At 61.3% G+C, this 18,989-nt stretch carries 21 protein-coding genes; 6 read left to right on the forward strand and 15 right to left on the reverse strand.

Annotated features, from left to right (window positions below; translation table 11 throughout):
- The first annotated feature begins 79 nt into the window (after positions 1-79).
- Positions 80-967 carry a polysaccharide deacetylase family protein gene (locus AOA59_RS02660; protein ID WP_099485809.1) on the forward strand — a complete coding sequence of 296 codons (888 nt, stop codon included), beginning with the start codon at positions 80-82 and terminating at the stop codon, positions 965-967.
- A 117-nt stretch (positions 968-1,084) separates the two neighbouring features.
- Here the strand turns inward: AOA59_RS02660 and pcaC are convergent, their stop codons facing one another.
- From pcaC to pcaR, 11 genes are all read right to left on the reverse strand, one after another.
- Positions 1,085-1,483, reverse strand: coding sequence for a 4-carboxymuconolactone decarboxylase (pcaC, locus tag AOA59_RS02665; protein ID WP_056857455.1), 399 nt, complete (start codon positions 1,481-1,483; stop codon positions 1,085-1,087).
- 208 nt (positions 1,484-1,691) lie between these two features.
- Positions 1,692-2,483, reverse strand: a complete 792-nt coding sequence (pcaD, locus tag AOA59_RS02670; protein WP_099485810.1) for a 3-oxoadipate enol-lactonase — start codon at positions 2,481-2,483, stop codon at positions 1,692-1,694.
- Between the two features lie 10 nt (positions 2,484-2,493).
- A complete protein-coding gene (locus AOA59_RS02675; RefSeq protein ID WP_099485812.1) occupies positions 2,494-3,858 on the reverse strand; it encodes a 3-carboxy-cis,cis-muconate cycloisomerase in 1,365 nt (454 codons plus the stop codon).
- A gap of 9 nt (positions 3,859-3,867) precedes the next feature.
- Entirely contained in the window at positions 3,868-5,163 is a 1,296-nt protein-coding gene (locus tag AOA59_RS02680) for an MFS family transporter (protein WP_065929041.1), read from the reverse strand.
- 189 nt (positions 5,164-5,352) lie between these two features.
- Positions 5,353-5,919 carry a protocatechuate 3,4-dioxygenase subunit alpha gene (gene pcaG, locus AOA59_RS02685; RefSeq protein WP_099485814.1) on the reverse strand — a complete coding sequence of 189 codons (567 nt, stop codon included), beginning with the start codon at positions 5,917-5,919 and terminating at the stop codon, positions 5,353-5,355.
- Between the two features lies 1 nt (position 5,920).
- Positions 5,921-6,625 carry a protocatechuate 3,4-dioxygenase subunit beta gene (gene pcaH / locus AOA59_RS02690; protein WP_065929040.1) on the reverse strand — a complete coding sequence of 235 codons (705 nt, stop codon included), beginning with the start codon at positions 6,623-6,625 and terminating at the stop codon, positions 5,921-5,923.
- A gap of 17 nt (positions 6,626-6,642) precedes the next feature.
- Positions 6,643-7,845, reverse strand: coding sequence for a 3-oxoadipyl-CoA thiolase (gene pcaF, locus AOA59_RS02695; RefSeq protein WP_178076237.1), 1,203 nt, complete (start codon positions 7,843-7,845; stop codon positions 6,643-6,645).
- Positions 7,842-8,621: a CoA-transferase subunit beta gene (locus AOA59_RS02700; protein ID WP_065929038.1), complete on the reverse strand. Its 780-nt coding sequence runs from the start codon at positions 8,619-8,621 to the stop codon at positions 7,842-7,844. Before AOA59_RS02700 ends, pcaF begins: the two co-directional genes overlap by 4 nt.
- Positions 8,621-9,478 carry a CoA transferase subunit A gene (locus AOA59_RS02705; protein WP_017137230.1) on the reverse strand — a complete coding sequence of 286 codons (858 nt, stop codon included), beginning with the start codon at positions 9,476-9,478 and terminating at the stop codon, positions 8,621-8,623. Before AOA59_RS02705 ends, AOA59_RS02700 begins: the two co-directional genes overlap by 1 nt.
- A 294-nt stretch (positions 9,479-9,772) precedes the next feature.
- Positions 9,773-11,113 carry an MFS transporter gene (locus tag AOA59_RS02710; protein WP_099485817.1) on the reverse strand — a complete coding sequence of 447 codons (1,341 nt, stop codon included), beginning with the start codon at positions 11,111-11,113 and terminating at the stop codon, positions 9,773-9,775.
- A 147-nt stretch (positions 11,114-11,260) separates the two neighbouring features.
- Entirely contained in the window at positions 11,261-12,103 is an 843-nt protein-coding gene (pcaR, locus tag AOA59_RS02715) for a pca regulon transcriptional regulator PcaR (RefSeq protein WP_017137228.1), read from the reverse strand.
- 502 nt (positions 12,104-12,605) lie between these two features.
- Here pcaR and AOA59_RS02720 point away from each other — a divergent pair.
- A complete protein-coding gene (locus AOA59_RS02720) occupies positions 12,606-12,806 on the forward strand; it encodes a hypothetical protein (RefSeq protein WP_003189295.1) in 201 nt (66 codons plus the stop codon).
- A gap of 334 nt (positions 12,807-13,140) precedes the next feature.
- The gene (locus AOA59_RS02725; protein ID WP_056857464.1) at positions 13,141-14,616 is read left to right on the forward strand and encodes an inorganic phosphate transporter; all 1,476 of its coding nucleotides are present in this window, start codon (positions 13,141-13,143) and stop codon (positions 14,614-14,616) included.
- A 214-nt stretch (positions 14,617-14,830) separates the two neighbouring features.
- On the opposite strand, the gene ccoM is transcribed toward AOA59_RS02725, so the two are convergent.
- From ccoM to AOA59_RS02740, 3 genes are all read right to left on the reverse strand, one after another.
- Positions 14,831-14,947 (reverse strand): cytochrome c oxidase subunit CcoM, encoded by a 117-nt coding sequence (gene ccoM / locus AOA59_RS33330; protein WP_017137226.1) that lies wholly within the window; start codon positions 14,945-14,947, stop codon positions 14,831-14,833.
- Positions 14,948-15,090: 143 nt separating this feature from the next.
- Positions 15,091-15,252, reverse strand: coding sequence for a hypothetical protein (locus AOA59_RS32615; protein ID WP_099485822.1), 162 nt, complete (start codon positions 15,250-15,252; stop codon positions 15,091-15,093).
- A 101-nt stretch (positions 15,253-15,353) separates the two neighbouring features.
- Positions 15,354-15,839 carry a lipocalin-like domain-containing protein gene (locus tag AOA59_RS02740; protein ID WP_083221715.1) on the reverse strand — a complete coding sequence of 162 codons (486 nt, stop codon included), beginning with the start codon at positions 15,837-15,839 and terminating at the stop codon, positions 15,354-15,356.
- A 158-nt stretch (positions 15,840-15,997) separates the two neighbouring features.
- Here AOA59_RS02740 and AOA59_RS02745 point away from each other — a divergent pair, with 158 nt between their 5' ends.
- From AOA59_RS02745 to AOA59_RS02755, 3 genes are all read left to right on the forward strand, one after another.
- A complete protein-coding gene (locus tag AOA59_RS02745; RefSeq protein WP_099485824.1) occupies positions 15,998-16,870 on the forward strand; it encodes a LysR substrate-binding domain-containing protein in 873 nt (290 codons plus the stop codon).
- Between the two features lie 90 nt (positions 16,871-16,960).
- A complete protein-coding gene (locus AOA59_RS02750; protein ID WP_099485826.1) occupies positions 16,961-17,431 on the forward strand; it encodes a RidA family protein in 471 nt (156 codons plus the stop codon).
- Complete coding sequence (locus tag AOA59_RS02755; RefSeq protein ID WP_099485828.1) at positions 17,428-18,609, forward strand: aminotransferase class V-fold PLP-dependent enzyme; 1,182 nt, start codon at positions 17,428-17,430, stop codon at positions 18,607-18,609. The genes AOA59_RS02750 and AOA59_RS02755 overlap by 4 nt, the downstream gene beginning before the upstream one ends.
- Here AOA59_RS02755 and AOA59_RS02760 read toward each other — a convergent pair.
- A complete protein-coding gene (locus AOA59_RS02760) occupies positions 18,606-18,947 on the reverse strand; it encodes an aspartate-semialdehyde dehydrogenase (protein WP_099485829.1) in 342 nt (113 codons plus the stop codon). The two genes, AOA59_RS02755 and AOA59_RS02760, sit on opposite strands and share 4 nt — an antisense overlap.
- Positions 18,948-18,989 lie beyond the last annotated feature (42 nt).

An 18,989-nucleotide genomic window follows, 5' to 3' on the forward strand; every position in this document is an offset into this window, starting at 1 on the left:
GCGTCGGACTTACTGTATGGTGCGCGCCTGCCGCTGCTGATCCGCCCAGCAGCGGCCTCTATTCGAGCACATGCACACCATGAAATCCTTCGTCATGCTGGTCCTGGCCCTGAGCCTTTGCGGCTGCATCGGCGCACCTGTCGTTCTGACGCCGCAGACCGAACAACGCCTGCAAACCCAGGCACCGATTCGCTTCCTGTTGACCTTCGACGACGGCCCCAGCGCCTCGGGTTACAACAACCCCAGCCGCTCCGTAATTGCCGACCTTGCACACAACCCGGTGCTGCCAGGCATCAAGGCGGTGTTTTTCCTGCAGACCGAAGCGTCCCGCTCCGGTGGCAGCCCGCGGGGTCGCAAGACCATGGCGCGCGAATACGCCGCCGGGCATGTGCTGGCGTTCCACACGGCCACGGCGTTTCACACCAACCATCGCTGGCTCAGTGATGCCGAGCTGGAAAGCACCCTCACCGAGGGCGCAGCCGACATTGCCTCAATCACCGGCACCGCACCGACGCTGGTACGCCCGCCGTTCTGGAACTATGACAAGCGCACCTTCGCCGCCTACCAGCGCCATGGCATGCAGGTATTGCTCACGGACCTGAGTGCCAATGACGGCAAGATCTGGGGGTTCAATGCCAGCCCACGCCGGCGGGCGAATTTGTATCGGCAACTGTCAGTGGTGCGCGAGCGCATTGCCTTGGGCGAACTGCCGACGGTGGACGGTGTGATACCGGTGGTGGTGACCTTCCACGATATCAATCGCTACACCGCCAGGCATATGCAGGAATACTTGCAGATCCTGATGGACAGCGCGCGGGTCAACGGCATGAAGGTCGCTGCCGAGCCGTTCTACACCGAGCATGCCGGGCTGGAGCGCGCAGCATTGGCGCGCACGGTAAAGGATGTGAATGAAGCCGTGCATTTGCCGGGGGTGTGGAATTGGGTGTGGGATGCGGACTCACACTGACCTTGCACACACAGGAGGTCTGCTGTGGGAGCTGGCTTGCCTGCGATGGCATCACCTCGGTTTAGCTGAGAGACCGAGTTGCCTGTATCGCAGGCAAGCCAGCTCCCACATTCAGGCTCAATCCTGCTGGCGTGACTCCACGCCCAGTTCATCCCACACCGACTCGGCCAGGTGGAACGTCGCATTCGCCGCCGGTATGCCGCAGTAGATCGCGCTTTGCATCAGCACTTCCTTGATCTCGGCACGGGTCACGCCGTTGCTGGCGGCAGCGCGCAGGTGCAGCTTCAACTCTTCACTGCGGTTCATGCCGATCAGCATGGCGATGGTGATCAGGCTGCGGGTATGCCGCGGCAGGCCGGGGCGGGTCCAGATATCACCCCAGGCGTGGCGGGTGATCATTTCCTGGAACTCGCTGTTGAACTCGGTCAGGGCATTGAGGCTGCGGTCGACATGGGCGTCGCCCAGCACTTCGCGGCGCACTTGCAGGCCATCGGCATAACGTTGTTTCTCGTCCACAAAAACTCCTTAAACATTTGATAGAAGCCCGAACACGTGTGGCGAGCAGGCTTGCCCTGCGTTGGGCTGCGAAGCGGCCCCAAAACCTGGCGATGAGGTTCATCTGGAAGAACGGGGTGACTGTATCAGGGCCGCTTCGCGCCCCAACGCAGGGCAAGCGTGCTCGCCACAACAAGCCATCTGCAGAACAAGCAGGCTTGCCACAGGTTTAATCAGCCAACAGGAACGCCAGCACGCGCTCGCTGAACGCCGCGCCAGCTTGTACGTTAGAAAGATGCGCCGCATAGAACTCGGCGTACTCGGCGCCCTTGACCTGGTTCTGGATAAAGCGGCTGCCGGCCGGCGGCGTGACGGCATCTTCGGTGCCGGCAATCGCCAGGGTCGGCACTTTGATCCTGGACAGATGCTCGCGCAAATCCGCATCACGTACGGCCGCGCAGTTGGCGGCATAACCTTGAGGCGATGTGGCGGCGAGCATGTCTGTGATCTGCTGGGCCTGGTGCGGGTTGGCGGCGGCGAAATCGGCGGTGAACCAGCGTGCAATCGACGCATCGCGCAATGCAACCATGGCCGCCGCGCCGTCGCGCAGCACCATCTCGATACGTGGGTTCCAGATTTCCGGCGTGCCGATCCTGGCGGCGGTGTTACACACCACCAGACGCAGCAGACGATCACCTGCGTGAATGCCCAGCCACTGGCCGATCAGGCCACCCATCGACAGCCCGCAAAAATGCGCGCGTTGGATATCCAGCGCATCCAGCAGCGCGATCACGTCATGACCCAGTTGCTCAATGCTGTACGGGCCCTCGGTGACCAGGGATTTGCCATGCCCACGGGTGTCGAAACGCAGCACGCGAAAGTGCTTGATGAAGGCCGGGATCTGGATGTCCCACATATGCAGGTCGGTGCCCAACGAGTTGGACAGCACCAGCACCGGCACGCCCTCAGGCCCGTCCAGTTGGTAATGCAATGGGCCATCGGCCAGTTGTACAAAAGCCACAGCGGTCTCCTTACGCGGTCAATGCAAAATGGTCGGTTACGGCGCGGGTGACCCAGGTGTGGGCCTGGCCCAGGTAATGGGCCGGATCGAGCAGGCGGTCCAGCTCCGCCGCCGACAACTCGGCGGTGACCTGCGCTTCATCCGCCAGCACTGCGCGCAGATGGCGCCGTTCCGCGACGGCGCGTTTACAGCATTGCTCCAAAAGATGGTGAGCGGTCTCACGGCCCAGGCGTTGGGCAAGCACGATGCTCACGGCTTCGGCCAGCACCAGGCCTTGGGTGAGGTCAAGGTTGTGCGCCATGCGCTCGGGGTCGACCTCCAGGCCTTGGCTTACCAGTAGCGCCTGTTTCAAGGCACCCGACACCAGCCGGCAAATCTCCGGCAGGGTTTCCCACTCGGCGTGCCACAGGCCCAGGCTGCGCTCATGCTCCTGGGGCATGGCGCTGAACATCGTCGCCACCAGCCCCGGCACGCGGGTGGCCGCGCTGATCAATACGGCGGCGCCCACCGGGTTACGCTTGTGCGGCATGGTCGACGAGCCGCCTTTGCCGGGCGCCGATGGCTCGAACAGCTCCGCCGCTTCGGTCTGCATCAACAGGCTGAGGTCGCGCCCCAGCTTGCCGAGGCTGCCGGCGATCAGGCCGAGCACGCCGGCAAACTCCACCAGCCGATCACGTTGGGTGTGCCAGGGTTGCTCGGGCAGGCCCAGTTGCAACTCCGTTGCCAAGGCCTGCGCCACCGGCATGGCGTGCTCACCGAGTGCCGCCAGGGTGCCGGATGCACCGCCGAACTGCAGCACCAGCAAGCGCGGCTTCAGCTCGGCCAGGCGTTGGCGACTGCGCGTCACCGCGCCCAGCCAACCGGCGATTTTCATTCCGAGGGTGACCGGCGTCGCATGCTGCAACCAAGTTCGCCCAGCCAGGGGCACGTCGGCATAACGCTGTGCCTGCACAGCAAGCACCTCGCCCAATTGCGCCAGGTCCGCTTCAATCAGCGCCAACGCCTGGCGCAGTTGCAACACCAGCCCGGTGTCCATTACATCCTGGCTGGTCGCGCCCAGGTGCACGTAACGCTCGGCGCCGGCATCTTCAGCGGCAATCAACTTGCCCAAGGCCTTTACCAGTGGAATCGCCGAATTCCCCGCCGAGGCAATCGCCTCACCGAGGGCGTCCACATCGTAAAGCGACGCCAGGCACGCCTGGGCAATCGGCGCGACGGCAGCTTGCGGTATCAACCCGACCCGGGCCTCGGCCCGGGCCAGCGCCGCTTCAAAATCCAGCATGCCCTGCAAACGTCCCTGGTCACAGAACACTTCGGCCATGCTGTCAGCGGTGAAGTAAGCGTCGAACAGTTGATTGCTCGTGCGCAGTGTCATAACTCATCCCTAGAGGTCGTGGTGTAGATAAGCCGCCTGTTTGGGCAGACGCAGGCTGAACAGGAAGGCGACCGCCATCATCGCGGTGACGTACCAGTAAAAGGTATTTTCCATGCCGATGGATTTCAGGCTCAGCGCGACAACTTCAGCCGAACCACCGAAAATCGCATTCGCCACCGCATAGGCCAGGCCCACACCCAGTGCGCGCACCTGCGGCGGGAACATCTCGGCTTTGACCAGGCCGCTGATCGAGGTGTAGAAGCTGACGATCGCCAAGGCCAGGGTGATCAGCACAAAGGCCAGGAACGGGCTGGTGACGGTTTTCAGGGTCAGCAGGATCGGCACGGTGAACAGCGTGCCCAGGCCTGCGAACCACAGCATCGAATTACGTCGACCGATCTTGTCGGCCAACATGCCGAACAGCGGCTGCATGCACATGTACAGGAACAGCGCGCCGGTCATGATGTAGCTCGAGGTCTTGGCGTGCATGCCCACGGTGTTCACCAGGTATTTCTGCATATACGTGGTGAAGGTGTAGAAAATCAGCGAGCCACCGGCGGTGTAGCCCAACACGGTAATGAACGCTTTGCCGTGGTCGCGGAACAACGCGACGATGCTGCCGGCGTCTTTGTCTTCACGCATTTCCTTGCTGGTGGTTTCTTTCAAGGTGCGACGCAGCAGCAGGGAGATCACCGCAGCAATGGCGCCGATCACGAACGGAATGCGCCAGCCCCAGGCGCGCAGTTCTTCTTCGCTGAGGATCTGTTGCAGGATCACCACCACCAGCACCGCCAGCAATTGGCCGCCGATCAGGGTCACGTATTGGAATGAGGCAAAAAAGCCGCGCTGGCCCTTGAGTGCCACTTCACTCATGTAGGTCGCCGTGGTGCCGTATTCGCCCCCCACCGACAGGCCCTGGAACAGGCGAGCCACCAGCAGCAGGGCCGGCGCCCAGGCGCCGATATCTTTGTAGGTGGGCAAAAAGGCGATGACCAGGGAACCGGCGCACATCATCAGCACCGAGATCATCATCGAATTTTTACGCCCGTGCTTGTCGGCCACTCGGCCAAACAGCCAGCCGCCGATGGGGCGCATCAGGAACCCGGCGGCAAATACACCGGCGGTGTTGAGCAGTTGGACCGTGGGATCGTCCGAGGGGAAAAACGCCGGGGCAAAATAGATCGCGCAGAAGGCATACACATAGAAGTCGAACCATTCGACCAGGTTGCCGGAGGAGGCCCCGACAATCGCAAAAATCCGTTTGCTGCGTTCTTCTCCGGTGTAGTGACTCGTTGTTGTTGTCATGTTTTTTTACTCAGTGGGAACGGTTATAGCCTAGACATACTTTGCAACAACCATGTTCCGCAAGCAGACTTTTGCATAGGTGCGGCCTTGAGGGCGCCATCGCAGGCAAGCCAGCTCCCACCTTTGAACCTGTTCACAGATCAAAATGTGGGAGCTGCACTTGCCCGCGACTGCGCCCGCCAGCTCAACTCAATAATCGAAGAACACCGTTTCCTTGTCTGTGCCCTGCAAAATCACATTCCACTGATGCACACCCTGAGCATCCGGCTTGGCAATCAACGTGCCGCGACGTTCAGCCGGCACACACGCCAGCAACGGGTCATCGCCATTCAACGCTTCACCGTCGAAATAAATCCGCGTCAGCAAGTGCTTCACCAAACCACGGGCAAACACCAGCACCACCAGATGCGGCGCCTGGGTCGTGCCTTGCAGGCCCGGCACACTGCCCGGCCTGATGGTGGTAAACCGAAAACGCCCTTCGGCGTCCACCGGCACCCGGCCGAACCCTTCGAAGTTGGGATCGACGGACTTGGCCTGCTCGTCTTCGGGGTGGTCGTACTTGCCGGCGGCATTGGCCTGCCAGACTTCCAGCATGGCGTCGTTGACGACATCACCGTTGCCGTCCACCACTTGCCCGCTGATTGCCACGCGCTCGCCCAAGGTGGCCGGCACGGTCAGGTCTTCGCGGTTCAGCCAGGTCAGGCCGATGTGGTAATACGGCCCGACGGTGTGGGACGTGGTCGCATTAAGGGTCATCTCATTTCTCCATCGGCGTGGCGTCGCGGCCGCGCAAAACGATGTCCCAGCGATAGCCGAGGGCATAGGACGGAACGGTTTTTTCCAGATCAAAACGCGCGATCAGGCGCTGCTTGGCGCTGGTGTCCGGCACGCAGTTGTAGATCGGGTCGTATTCCAGCAACGGGTCGCCGGGGAAATACATCTGCGTAACCAGCCGCGTCAGCACGCTGGGGCCAAACAGCGAGAAGTGGATATGCGCCGGGCGCCACGCGTTGTGGTGGTTGCCCCACGGGTACGCGCCGGGCTTGATGGTCTGGAACTGATACCAGCCGTCGGCGTCGGTGACGGTGCGTCCGGTGCCGGTAAAGTTCGGGTCCAGCGGCGCGTCGTGCAGGTCGCGTTTGTGGTTGTAGCGACCGGCGGCGTTGGCCTGCCAGATCTCCACCAGAATGCCCGGCACCGGCAGGCCATTTTCATCCAGCACACGGCCGTGGATGATGATGCGCTCGCCCTGGGGCTCGCCTTCGTGCTGGGCGGTGAGGTCGTTGTCCTTCTCGTTGATCCGCTCGGCGCCGATGGTCGGGCCGGTTATTTCCGACAAGGAGTGCGGCAGAAACACCAACGGCTGGGACGGCGAACGCAGGTTCGTCGACTGGTAGGCCGGGTGCAGGTAATCAGGTTGGGTGCCCGCTTGCGGGCGCCGGTAACCGGGCTTGTCACTCATGGAGCAATCCTCTCTTATTAGACGCGTTCAATCGCCAGGGCCAGGCCTTGGCCGACGCCCACACACATGGTCGCCAGGCCTTTGCGGCCGCCGGTTTTCTCCAACTGATGCAGCGCCGTCAGCACCAACCGCGCGCCGCTCATGCCCAGCGGGTGGCCAAGCGCGATGGCGCCGCCATTCGGGTTGACCTGTGCGGCATCGTCGGCAATCCCCAGTTCACGCAGCACCGCCAGGCCTTGGCTGGCGAAGGCTTCATTGAGTTCGATCACGTCAAAGTCGGTGACCGCCAAACCGAGGCGCTCCACCAGTTTGCGCACCGCCGGCACCGGGCCGATGCCCATCACACGCGGCGCAACCCCGGCGCTGGCCATGCCCAACACGCGTGCGCGGGCGGTGAGGCCGTGCTTTTTGACCGCTTCGGCAGACGCCAGAATCAACGCCGCCGCGCCATCATTCACGCCCGACGCATTGCCGGCGGTGACGGTTTTATCCGGGCCATTGACCGGCTTGAGTTTGGCCAAAGCTTGCAGGCTGGTGTCCCGTGGATGCTCGTCGTGCTCCACCAGGGTTTCGCCTTTTTTATGGGCGACGCGCACCGGCACGATTTCTTCGGCAAAGAACCCTGCGGCTTGTGCGGCAGCGGTGCGTTGCTGGCTGCGCAGGGCGAAGGCGTCCTGATCGGCGCGGGACACGTTGTAGTCGTCGGCGACGTTATCGGCGGTTTGCGGCATCGCATCCACGCCGTATTGGGCCTTCATTAACGGGTTGATAAAGCGCCAGCCGATGGTGGTGTCTTCCAGCTTCATGTTGCGTGAAAACGCCGCGTCAGCCTTGCCCATCACAAATGGCGCACGGGACATCGACTCGACGCCACCGGCAATCGCCAGCTCCATTTCGCCGCTGGCGATGGCGCGAAAGGCCGTGCCGATCGCGTCCATGCCCGAGGCGCACAGGCGGTTGAGGGTCACGCCCGGAATGCTGTCCGGCAAGCCCGCCAACAGCAACGCCATACGCGCGACGTTGCGGTTGTCTTCACCGGCCTGGTTGGCGCAACCAAGGAATACTTCGTCGACCGCGCTCCAGTCCACCGACGGGTTGCGCTCGATCAGCGCCTTGATCGGCAAGGCGGCCAAGTCATCGGCGCGCACCGTGGACAAACCACCGCCAAAACGGCCGATGGGCGTGCGGATGGCATCACAGATAAAGACGTCGCGCATCAGGCTTCTCCCGGTGCTTGGCCGTGGGCAGCGGCAGTGCGCGCTTCGAGATCACGCAGGGCAGTCAGCTCAACGTCGGTCGGCTCGGCGGTGGTGCTCACGTGGTCGGCAAAACGAACCGCCCAACCAGTGGCCGCCACCACTTGCTCACGGGTGACGCCAGGGTGCAGCGCGGTGACCACGAACTCATGGCTGCCCTCCTCCGGCTCCATGATGCACAGGTCGGTAATAATCCCTACAGGGCCGGCGCCAGGCAGGCCCAGGCGTTTGCGTGAGTCACCGCCTTCGCCGTGGCCGACCGAGGTGATGAAGTCCAGCTTGTCGACAAACGAACGCGCCGACTGCTTGAGGATGATCAACACGCTCTTGGCGGAGCCGGCAATCTCCGGCGCGCCACCGGCACCCGGCAGGCGCACTTTGGGTTGGTGATAGTCGCCCACCACGGTGGTGTTGATATTGCCGAAACGGTCGACCTGAGCGGCGCCGAGAAAGCCGACGTCAATGCGCCCGCCTTGCAGCCAGTAGCGAAAAATCTCACCCGTCGGCACGACCGTGTCGGCGGTTTCCGCCAGTTCGCCGTCACCGATGGACAGCGGCAATACGCTTGGCTTGGCGCCAATCGGGCCGGATTCGTAGATCAGCACCACGTCCGGCGACGAGGTCAGGCGTGCCAGGTTGGCGGCCTTGGAAGGCAAGCCGATGCCGACAAAGCACACCGAGCCGTTCTTGAGGCGGCGCGCGGCGGCGACGGTCATCATTTCATTGGTCGAGTAAGCCATTACTTGGCCTCCTGCGCGTGGGCCAGCTTGGCCTGGAATTCACTGAAGTCAGCGGTGCCGTGGATGTATTCGTCGATCCACGCGGTAAAAGTCCCACGGTCACGGGCGATTGGGTCCCACGCCTGATAGAAACGGTTGTCGCGCTCGTTGTAGCCGTGGGCGTAGGACGGATGTGCGCCACCGGGCACGTGGCATACCGCGGTCAGGGCCCAGGTCGGCAATACGCAACTGTTCATCGGCGCATTCAGGTCATCGACGATTTCTTCGACGGTGACGATGCAACGCTTGGCCGCCAGGGCCGCTTCCTTCTGCACACCGAGAATGCCCCAGAGCAGCACGTTGCCCTTGCGGTCAGCCTTTTGTGCGTGGATCACGGTGATGTCCGGGCGCACCGACGGCACTGCCGCCAGCACTTCGCCGGTGAATGGGCAGGTCACGGTCTTGATCAGCGGGTTGACCTTGGGCAGGTCGGAGCCGGCGTAGGCGCGCAGCACCGCAAACGGCAGGCCGGAGGCACCGGCGACGTAGGCATTGGCCAGGTCGGCGTGGCTGTGTTCTTCGATCTCCAGCGGCTGCGGCCATTGTTTTTCGACCGCATCACGCAGGCGATGCAGGGAACCCACGCCCGGGTTGCCGCCCCAGGAGAAAATCAATTTGCGCGCGCAGCCGGCACCGATCAACTGGTCGTAGATCAGGTCAGGCGTCATGCGCACCAGCGTCAGGTCTTTCTTGCCCTGACGAATGATTTCATGACCCGCTGCCGTAGGGATCAGATGGGTGAAGCCTTCGAGGGCGACGGTATCGCCGTCGTTCACGAAGCGCTTGACCGCATCACGCAGGGTGAGAATTTCAGCCATGGGGTTGGGCTCCCGGTGTTGATCGAAAAAGGCGCTGAGGTGGCGCCGAAGTGCTTGAAGATTAAGCCGGGCAAATGGGCCAAACAATCCGATAATCGACTCAGCGTTCGATTATCGAACAGATTGTTGTCTAGCTAATCTTTTGCCAAACTCGCTCAGTCTGAGGGTCTGGCTTATGTGGGAGCTGGCTTGCCTGCGATGCAGACACCTCGGTCTGTCAGGTAAACCGTGGTGATGCAATCGCAGGCAAGCCAGCTCCCACACAATTTAGCGCCCACTTGAATCGCGCAGGTATCAGGTAGCATCCGCATGGCTGACCATGCCCTTGATCACCACAGCAGCCGTGGCCAACGCCGCCGGAATCACCAGCGCCGTCAGCACCTGCTCGAAGTTCCAGCCCAGGCCCAGCAAGGTGGCGCCCATCCACGCGCCGAGGATCGCGCCGAAGCGGCCGATGCCAAGCATCCACGACACACCGGTGGCGCGGCCCTGGGTCGGGTAGAAGCGTGCAGCGAGGGACGGCATGGCCGATTGCGCGCCGTTGACGCACATCCCGGCGATCAACACCAAGGTCGCCAATAGCGTGATATTGCCCAGACTCTGCCCCACGGCGTAGGCAAACACCCCGGCCAGCAGGTAGAAGGTGCCGATGACCTTGTGAGGGTTGAAGCGGTCCATCGCCCAGCCCACGCCGACCGCACTGAGCACGCCGCCAAACTGGAACAACGCGCCGATAAAAGCCGCCTGTTCCATGCTGGCGCCGCTGTCGCGCATCAGGGTCGGCAGCCAACTGGTCAGCAGGTAAACAATCACCAGGCCCATAAAGTAGGTGAGCCACAGCAGCAAGGTGCCGGCGCTGTAGGTGCCGGAGAAAATCACCGCAAACACGTTGCGGGCCTTGACGGTTTTTTGCTCGGGCACGCTGAAGCTGCTCGCCTGGGCAACAATCGTGGGTTCGATGGCAGACAAGGTTTTACGCACCTTGTCGGTGCCGCGATTGCGCACCACCAGGTAACGCGCCGATTCCGGCAGCCAGACCAGCAGCACCACCGCCAGGATCAACGGCAGGATGCCGCCGATCAGCAACAGGCTATGCCAGCCGAACGCCGGGATCAGCTTGGCCGAGAAAAACCCGCCGCCGGCCATGCCCAGGTTGAAACCGCAGAACATGCTGGTCACCAGCAACGATTTGTGGCGCTCGGGGGTGTATTCGGACAGCAGCGTCGTGGCGTTCGGCATTCCCGCGCCCAGGCCCAGCCCGGTCAGAAAGCGCAGCATCAGCAGTTGGTCGACGTTAGTGCTGTAGGCCGAAGCCAGGCTGAATGCGCCAAACACCAACACCGCACTCACCAGCACCACTTTGCGCCCGAAACGGTCCGCCAGCGGGCCGGAACCGAGTGCGCCGAAAACCATGCCGATCAGCGCGGCGCTCATCACCGGGCCGAGGCTGGCGCGGTCGATGCCCCAATCCTGGGACAACGCCGGCGCAATAAAGCCCATGGCGGCGGTGTCGAGGCCGTCGAGGAAGACAATCAGGAAACACAGGATCACCACACGCCACTGGTAGCGCGACAGTGGCTGGGCGTTGATAAAGGACTGCACGTCCAGGGTGGTACCGACAGAAGGCTGATTCATTATTTTTTTTTATTCCACACCGATGGCGGGCTAACGACCTGGGGTCGTCATTATTATTGGCGGCTCTTCAGAGCGCTGCCGCACAGTAATAAGTCGGGGGAAACAGCGTCAATTGATCAAGCCGGGATCTGTGCGGTCACCGAACACTTAGGCAAACAGTTGCGCACTCAGCTCGCGGCTGGCGCTGAGCATGCTCGGCAGGAAACGCTGTTCCAGCTCGCTGCGGCTGACGCGTCCGGCGTGGGTGCTGACATTGAGCGCGGCCAACACCTGGCCGGACGCGTCGTACACCGGCACGGCGATGGAGCGCAGGCCCTGCTCCAGCTCCTGATCGACGATGCACCAGCCCTGCTGACGCACTTGTTGCAGGCATTCGAACAAGGCTTCGGGCGTGGTCAGGGTGCGGCTGGTCTTGGTTTGCAGGTCGGCGTGGTCGAGATAGTCCTTGAGCGAAGCATCGTCCAGCGCCGCCAGGAGGATGCGCCCCATCGATGTGCAATACGCCGGCAAACGCCCGCCCACCGACAGGTCCACCGATATCAGGCGCTGGGTAGTGGCCGAGCGGGCGATATACAGGATGTCGTCGCCTTCCAGGGTCGCCATGTTGCAAGCCTCGTGCAATTGCTCGCTCATGCGGTCCAGGTACGGCTGGGCCGATACGGCCAATGGCGTGGAGGACAAATAGGCATGCCCCAGGGTCAGGACTTTGGGCAGCAGTGAATAGGTGCGCCCATCGGTGGTGGCATAACCGAGTTTGATCAAGGTGTGCAGGCAACGGCGCACGGCGGCGCGCGGGATTTCGGTGCGATGGCTGATCTGGGCGATGGTCAGGTGGCGCTTGCGCTCCTGAAATGCCTGCACCACCGCCAGGCCTCGGGCCAGGGAGGTCATGAAGTCCGGATCACCGGTAAACGCCTGGATACGTTTGGCCGGTGAAGCCACGATCGGCGGCGCCACTGACGCGAAGGAGTTGCGCAATTGATCGTTCATTTCAAGGGTCCTTTCTCTTGTTTTCAACCGCTGGGAGGGTTGGCCGCCATTACAAGCCGGGCCGGTCGGGATGTACAAGGCGGCGCCCGCAACATTGGGCGATTATCGGACGATCATGCGATTATCGCAATTCTCCTGGTGGAACCCGAAAGCCGAGATGACCACTACGGTAATGCGCCCAATGCACAGGACTCACACCGCCATGTAACAAAAGCCTCACACGAAGTTGACGCTTTTTAACTTAATGCTGATAGTTTTATTCAAACGCGCCGCTATAATGCAGCTTGTGCAGAGGTCAGCCCGGTTTCATTATCATCGGGAGTGGAGCTCACCAGGCGATGCGCATTGCAGGCATCACCGGTCACACATACCTGTTTATAAGATCTGCCCTTTGGTCCTTTTCAAACTTGAATGGTTTTACTGTTCAATTTCAAACAACCCGAGGACGACTTTCAGGCATGACGCTGCACCGTCAATACACTCAACTTAATTAGGTAACACTGTGACGAAAGACGAACTGCGCGCGGAACTTGAGCGCCAGGAACAACGTTACAAGGACGTTTACGGCGGGGAAGTCACCACCTACGCCGCGCAACCTGAACCCGAGCGCAAACCCTGGCGCAAACGGGCCAGTTTGCTGGATCAGGCATTTGCCCAGGAAATTCAAAAGATTGAACAGGAACTCAAAACCGAAGAGCCATAAGCCCTTCGCTCAGAGTTTCCAGGGTTTTGCTGTCTCTGCTGGCTCACCGCCAGCGGAGGGCACCGCGCATTGACACACCATTGGTCAGCGTCCTGCTGCAGCCAACGAAATTTCATACAAATGTTTCTGACATGACGTTTGCATGACAAATCCGTGTCTTTTCGGCCCCGCACTTTATAAATCAAAGACTTGCCAAAGCCCCGAAAACCCTGGGATTCGCCGCATTGCCCGGTATTTTTTCAGTGAAGATTGTTACCGATGAGCAGCTAATGCATCGATTACTGAGGTTTTCTGGCATAATCGCGCCCCCTTACGACCGGGTCAGAAAACCTTCATGATCGATTTATTCAGCGGACTGGATGCTTGGGTTCTAGTGAGCCTGTTGCTCGCCCTGGCCTTTGTCCTCGCCTTCGAGTTCATCAATGGCTTTCATGACACCGCTAACGCGGTGGCCACAGTCATCTACACCAAAGCCATGCCGCCGCATCTGGCCGTGTTCTTCTCCGGGGTGTTCAACTTCCTCGGCGTGTTGCTCGGTGGTGTGGGTGTCGCCTACGCCATCGTGCACTTGCTGCCGGTGGAGTTGCTGATCAATGTGAACACCGGCCATGGCCTGGCAATGGTCTTCTCTTTATTGGCAGCAGCGATCACCTGGAACCTGGGCACCTGGTACTTCGGTATCCCGGCCTCCAGCTCCCATACCTTGATCGGCTCGATCCTCGGTGTCGGCCTGGCCAATGCCCTGATCAACGACATCCCCTTGGCTGACGGTGTGAACTGGCAGAAAGCCATCGATATTGGCGCTTCCCTGGTGTTCTCGCCGATGGCCGGTTTCCTGGTCGCAGCCCTGGTGCTGATCGGCCTGAAGTGGTGGCGCCCACTGTCGAAAATGCACAAGACCCCGGACCAGCGCCGCAAGCTCGACGACAAGAAGCACCCACCGTTCTGGAACCGTCTGGTATTGGTGATCTCGGCCATGGCCGTGAGCTTCGTGCACGGCTCCAACGATGGCCAGAAGGGCATCGGCCTGATCATGCTGGTGCTCATCGGTATCGTACCGGCGCAGTTCGTACTCGACCTGGGCAGCACCACTTACCAGATTGAACGTACTCGCGACGCTACTGTGCACTTGAGCCAGTTCTACGAGCGCAATAACGCCACCCTCGGTGAGTTCCTGGCACTGGGCAAAAGCGTCAAGGACGACCTGCCGGGCAAGTTCCAGTGCAACCCGCAGCAGACCGAACCGACCATCAATGCGTTGATGGACACCTTGAAAGGCGTTTCCGACTACCACTCGCTGACTGCCGAGCACCGCATTGAAGTGCGCCGCTACCTGCTGTGCCTGGACGACACCGCGAAGAAAGTCGGCAAGCTGCCGGGCCTGGATGCGCGTGAGAAGTCCGACCTGGACAAGCTGCGCAAAGACTTGACCGCCACCACCGAATACGCCCCGTTCTGGGTGATCCTCGCCGTCGCACTGGCCCTGGGCCTGGGCACCATGGTGGGCTGGAAGCGTGTGGTACTGACCATCGGTGAGAAGATCGGCAAGCAAGGCATGACCTATGCCCAAGGCATGTCGGCGCAAATCACCACGGCGAGCATGATTGGCCTGGCCAACATCTTCAGCCTGCCGGTGTCGACAACCCACGTGTTGTCATCCGGCGTGGCCGGCACCATGGTCGCCAACAAAAGCGGGCTGCAAGGTGGCACGGTGAAGACCATCCTGATGGCCTGGGTGTTGACCTTGCCGGCAACCGTGGGCCTGTCGGCCGGGTTGTTCTGGCTGGCGTCCAAGGCATTGGGCAGCTGATAGGCTGCGCCTTTTTTATCTACAGATCATTCCCACGCTCCGCGTGGGAATGCAGCCCTGGACGCTCCGCGTCTGCTCTTAAAGGCGTGACGCGGAGCGTCACATGAGGCATTCCCACGCGGAGCGTGGGAACGATCACATTAAATAGCAGGCAAAAAAAAGGGCGACCGAAGTCGCCCAAAATGCCTTGCGTGCTCATGTAACCCGGAAGAACTTACGGTTCTTTACGCTTATTAGCGTCCTTCCAGATAAAAATCCCGAACCCTACAAAAAACAGCACCATGAGGCTGACAGTCAGCACCCCGGCAAATACCACATTATCGAAAAACATGACCGGCCTCCTGCTCATGCCCTGTTGCGATAGGGCTAAGTTAATGGAGAAGGCGGATTGGAAAATTGACGAGGATCAATGTCGCCCGCAACGGGGCGTAAAGAAGGGCAATAACTGACCTGCATCAACAGATGCAGGTTGTTTCAACGCTTTTTCGGTTTGTTCTTCGACTTCTTCCTGGTCTTGCCTAAAGGCATCGCCTGTTCAAACGCCTGGCGCACTTCGTTCAGGCGCTTGTCATTGAGGTCATGCACACGCTTGGCGCGTTCAGCATTCAGGTCAATCAGCTTGTCGTCATCACTCATGGCTGGGCATACGTCGTGGCGGGAATGGCTCAATAATGCGGCCTCTCCCGCTGGACGGCAAATACCAGAATGAAAATCCCCGTACTTCCCTCTCCTGGCGCTTATTTATCCCGCTCAAAGGTAATGATGGAACGTGTAGTCCCCGGCCAATTCGGCATTTGGCGCCAGGGCGTCAGCACTTCCAGCGTGTTGCCCCTGACCTGAAAATCACGGCATTGCACCGTCCCCACCCACGCCGGATTCCAGGCAGAATCAACCTCTGTGCACCATTGATTGCCCTCGACCCGCTCAATACCGGTATAAGCCACCAGCGTATTCAACAGCACTGATTTTTCAGCGTCGGAAGTGCCGGGCTTTCTTCCCTCGCCGGTCAACACGAAAGCCACTCGATGATCCGCGGTAAAAATAACGCGCCCGGAAGGACGGCTGCCCATTGCCGGGATTTTCTCGCGGGTATCCTGGGATTCAACCTGATAGCCGACCAGCTTCCAGGCCCCGACCAGCGGTGACTCATTCGCTGCTGCGCCCGCGCAAAGGCCCATTGAAACAGCCAACCCGATCACATTGGCCTTTATAAGGTTTTTCATCGCTCTACCGTCTCAAAAAAGACACAGAGCTTTGCGTACAGCTGCCCGGGGAGATGTAGGGCATATCCCCAAATTACGACAGGAGAATCTGCGGGCGACAAAAGGAAGCACATCGCCCAAAATCGACACTTTCCCACTTACCCTGTAGGCGCACTCAGTTGGCACTGCACAATGACCTTCCGCCGCTGCTGGCCCTGCGCGCTTTTGAGGCGGTGGCGCGGCACTTGAGTTTTATCAAGGCCGCCAATGAGTTGTCGGTTACCCAGAGCGCACTCAGCCACCAGGTGCAAAAGCTAGAACAGTATCTGGGCAAACCACTGTTTATCCGACGCACCCGCGCGATTGATCTGACCGCCGACGGCCAACACTACTACGACGAAATTCGCCCAGCCCTCGACATGATTGCCGCCGCCACCCGCGCGCAGAAAGTCGCCCCCACAACCACAGTCCTGCGCGTAGGCCTGCTCGCCTCGTTTGCCACTCTGTGGCTGGCCCCGCGCCTGGCCGGGTTTCTCAACCGCTACCCGCATATCCAGGTGGAACTGCTGCCAGCGATTCAATTAGCCAATGTCGCCGCCGCCGAGGTCGACCTGGCCATTCGTTATGGCAAGGGCGACTGGCCCGATGTGCAGGCCACGCGCTTGATGGCGGAAGTCATTTCACCGGTGTGCAGCCCGGCCTTCAAGGCCAGCCAACTGCACAACGCGCCCTTGTTGATGGCCACCTCGCACCGCCCTTTCGAGTGGACGGATTGGTCGGCGCACTATCAGGTCAACCTCGACCACCACCCCCGCGTGCTGCTGCACGATTACAACATCGTGGTTGAGGCCGCCGTGGCTGGCCAAGGCATCGCCATGGGCCGTCATCGCCTGATCGCGCGCAGGCTCCAGGACGGCAGCCTGGTGGAAGCCTTTGACTGGCCGCCCTATCACAGTGAAATCGGCTACTGGCTGATCGCCGCCCAAGGCCCGGCCAGCGAAGCCGTCGAATGTTTCAGCGCCTGGCTAAAGGAAGCTTGTTGCGACACTTGAGTTATTTCGATACGTCCCGTGAGATCTATCCGTTTGTCGCCCCTCACTGCGTCCAACATGCTCACCCCTCTTCACCCAAGAGGATTGAACATGAGCGACTCCATCCGCCAACGCGTACTAGCCCTTGGCCTGACGCTGCCAACTCCCAGCCAACCCGCAGCCAACTACATCAACCACGTCACCAGCCAGAACCAGCTGTTTATTTCCGGGCAAATTCCAATGCTCGACGGTAAACCTGCCTACATCGGCCGGCTGGGCGAATCCCTCAGCGATGAAGAAGGTGCCCAAGCGGCAGAGCTGGCGGCGTTGGGTTTGCTCAGTCAGTTAAGCGCTGCCGTCGGCGATGACCTGTCGCGTGTGGTGCGCATTCTCCGCTTGGGCGTGTTCATCGCCAGCAGCGGCGATTTCACGCGCCAAAGCGTAGTTGCCAATGGCGCATCCAATCTGCTGGTGAATGCCTTGGGCGACAAAGGCCGGCATGTGCGCACCGCCGTCGGCGTGTCGAGCCTGCCCGCCGGCGTCGCCGTGGAGGTGGACGCAATTTTCGAGCTGCAGCCGTGAGCCCGCTGCAAGTCCAGGACCTGCGCGACGCCACACCCGGCTGCCATTCGGGCATCGTGCACTTCAACCATGCCGGTGCCTCGCTGCCGAGCCAAGCCACCCTCGACGCGATCATCGACCAGTTGCAACGCGAAGCCCGCGATGGCCCGATGGAGGCCGGCGAGCATGGCGCGATTCTGGTGGAAAAAGCCCGGCGCGCAGCTGGGCAATTGCTCAATGCGCCCGCCGCCTCGATGGCCTTTGCCAGCAGCGGCTCAACCGCCTGGAGCATGGCGTTCCAGGCTTTGGGGCCGTGGCAGCCGGGCGACCGCATCCTGGTGGGCCGCCATGAATGGGGTGGCAACCTGGCGAGTATGCAGTTGGCCGTGCAAGCGGGTGCACATGTGAAGGTCATTCCCTGCGATGCGACCGGCGCAGTCTGCCCGCTGGCGCTGGAAGCGATGATTGATGCTAACGTCAAGCTGATCGACCTGACCTGGCTGCCGGCCAATGGCGGCCTGATCAACCCGGCCCAGGCCATCGGCGAAGTGGCCAGGCGCTACGCAATCCCCTACTTCATCGACGCCGGCCAGGCGGTCGGCCAGTTGCCGGTGGATGTGCAGGCGCTGCACTGCGATGTGCTCAAGTCCGCCGGGCGTAAACACCTGCGCGGGCCGCGTGGCACGGCGCTGTTGTATGTGCGGCCGGACTTTCTGCAACGCCTGAACCCCGCCCAGCGCGACGTGTTCTCGGCGCCCTGGACCGCTCAAGGGTTCGACCTGCGTAACGATGCCCGCCGCTTTGAAACCAGCGAAGTGTCCTGCGCCTTATTGGCGGGGTTGGGCAATGCGTTGCAGCAAATCAACCGACTGGGCGTGGAGCGGACATGGGAAAGGGTCCTGCAGCTCAGTGGACGAATCCGCGACGCGCTGCGGCAGATTCCGGGCGTTTCCCTGCACGATCTGGGCACGGCTCACTCCGGCCTGATCGCCTTCAACCTCGCCGGCTGGGAGGCGTTTGAACTCAAACGTCGGCTGGGACTGAAGCGCATCAACATCGGCGCCAACGGCGTGGCCTACACGCCGCTGGATATGCAGGCGCGGGGGCTTACAAGCATCGCGCGGGTGTCCGTCAGCCCGCTCAACACCGAACACGACATCGAGTTGCTGATCGCCGCGCTGCGCGAGTTGCGCGATTAAACCTCGACGTCCACCCACAAACCCTGGCGCGGCGCGTCTTCGATCAGCGGCGCCACCGGTACCGTGTTGTCGGCGTTGAGCTCATCGCCAGGGACCGCCAGATGCGCCTCGGGGTCTGCATCCGCTTCGCGCCGGCGTTTCTGTTGCTCCTGCTGACGGCGTTGTTCTTCGCGCAACAGCAGGGTCGACTGCTGGGCATCGCCCTTTTTCAGGTCGATGGTGCTTTCGTTCGAGCCGGCCTGCACGGGCACCACGGGCGGGATGTCCGGCTTCTGGCGCACCGGATCAAGTTGCGACGTGACCGGCACAACGCTCAAGGGCAGTATGGGTGGCAGCATGGTTTTTAGTCTCCTGTTGCGCAGACTGTCGGCTGCGGGAGG

The sequence above is a fragment of the Pseudomonas sp. 2822-15 genome, assembly GCF_002742515.1.
In the GTDB taxonomy this organism is placed as follows: Bacteria; Pseudomonadota; Gammaproteobacteria; order Pseudomonadales; family Pseudomonadaceae; genus Aquipseudomonas; species Aquipseudomonas salomonii.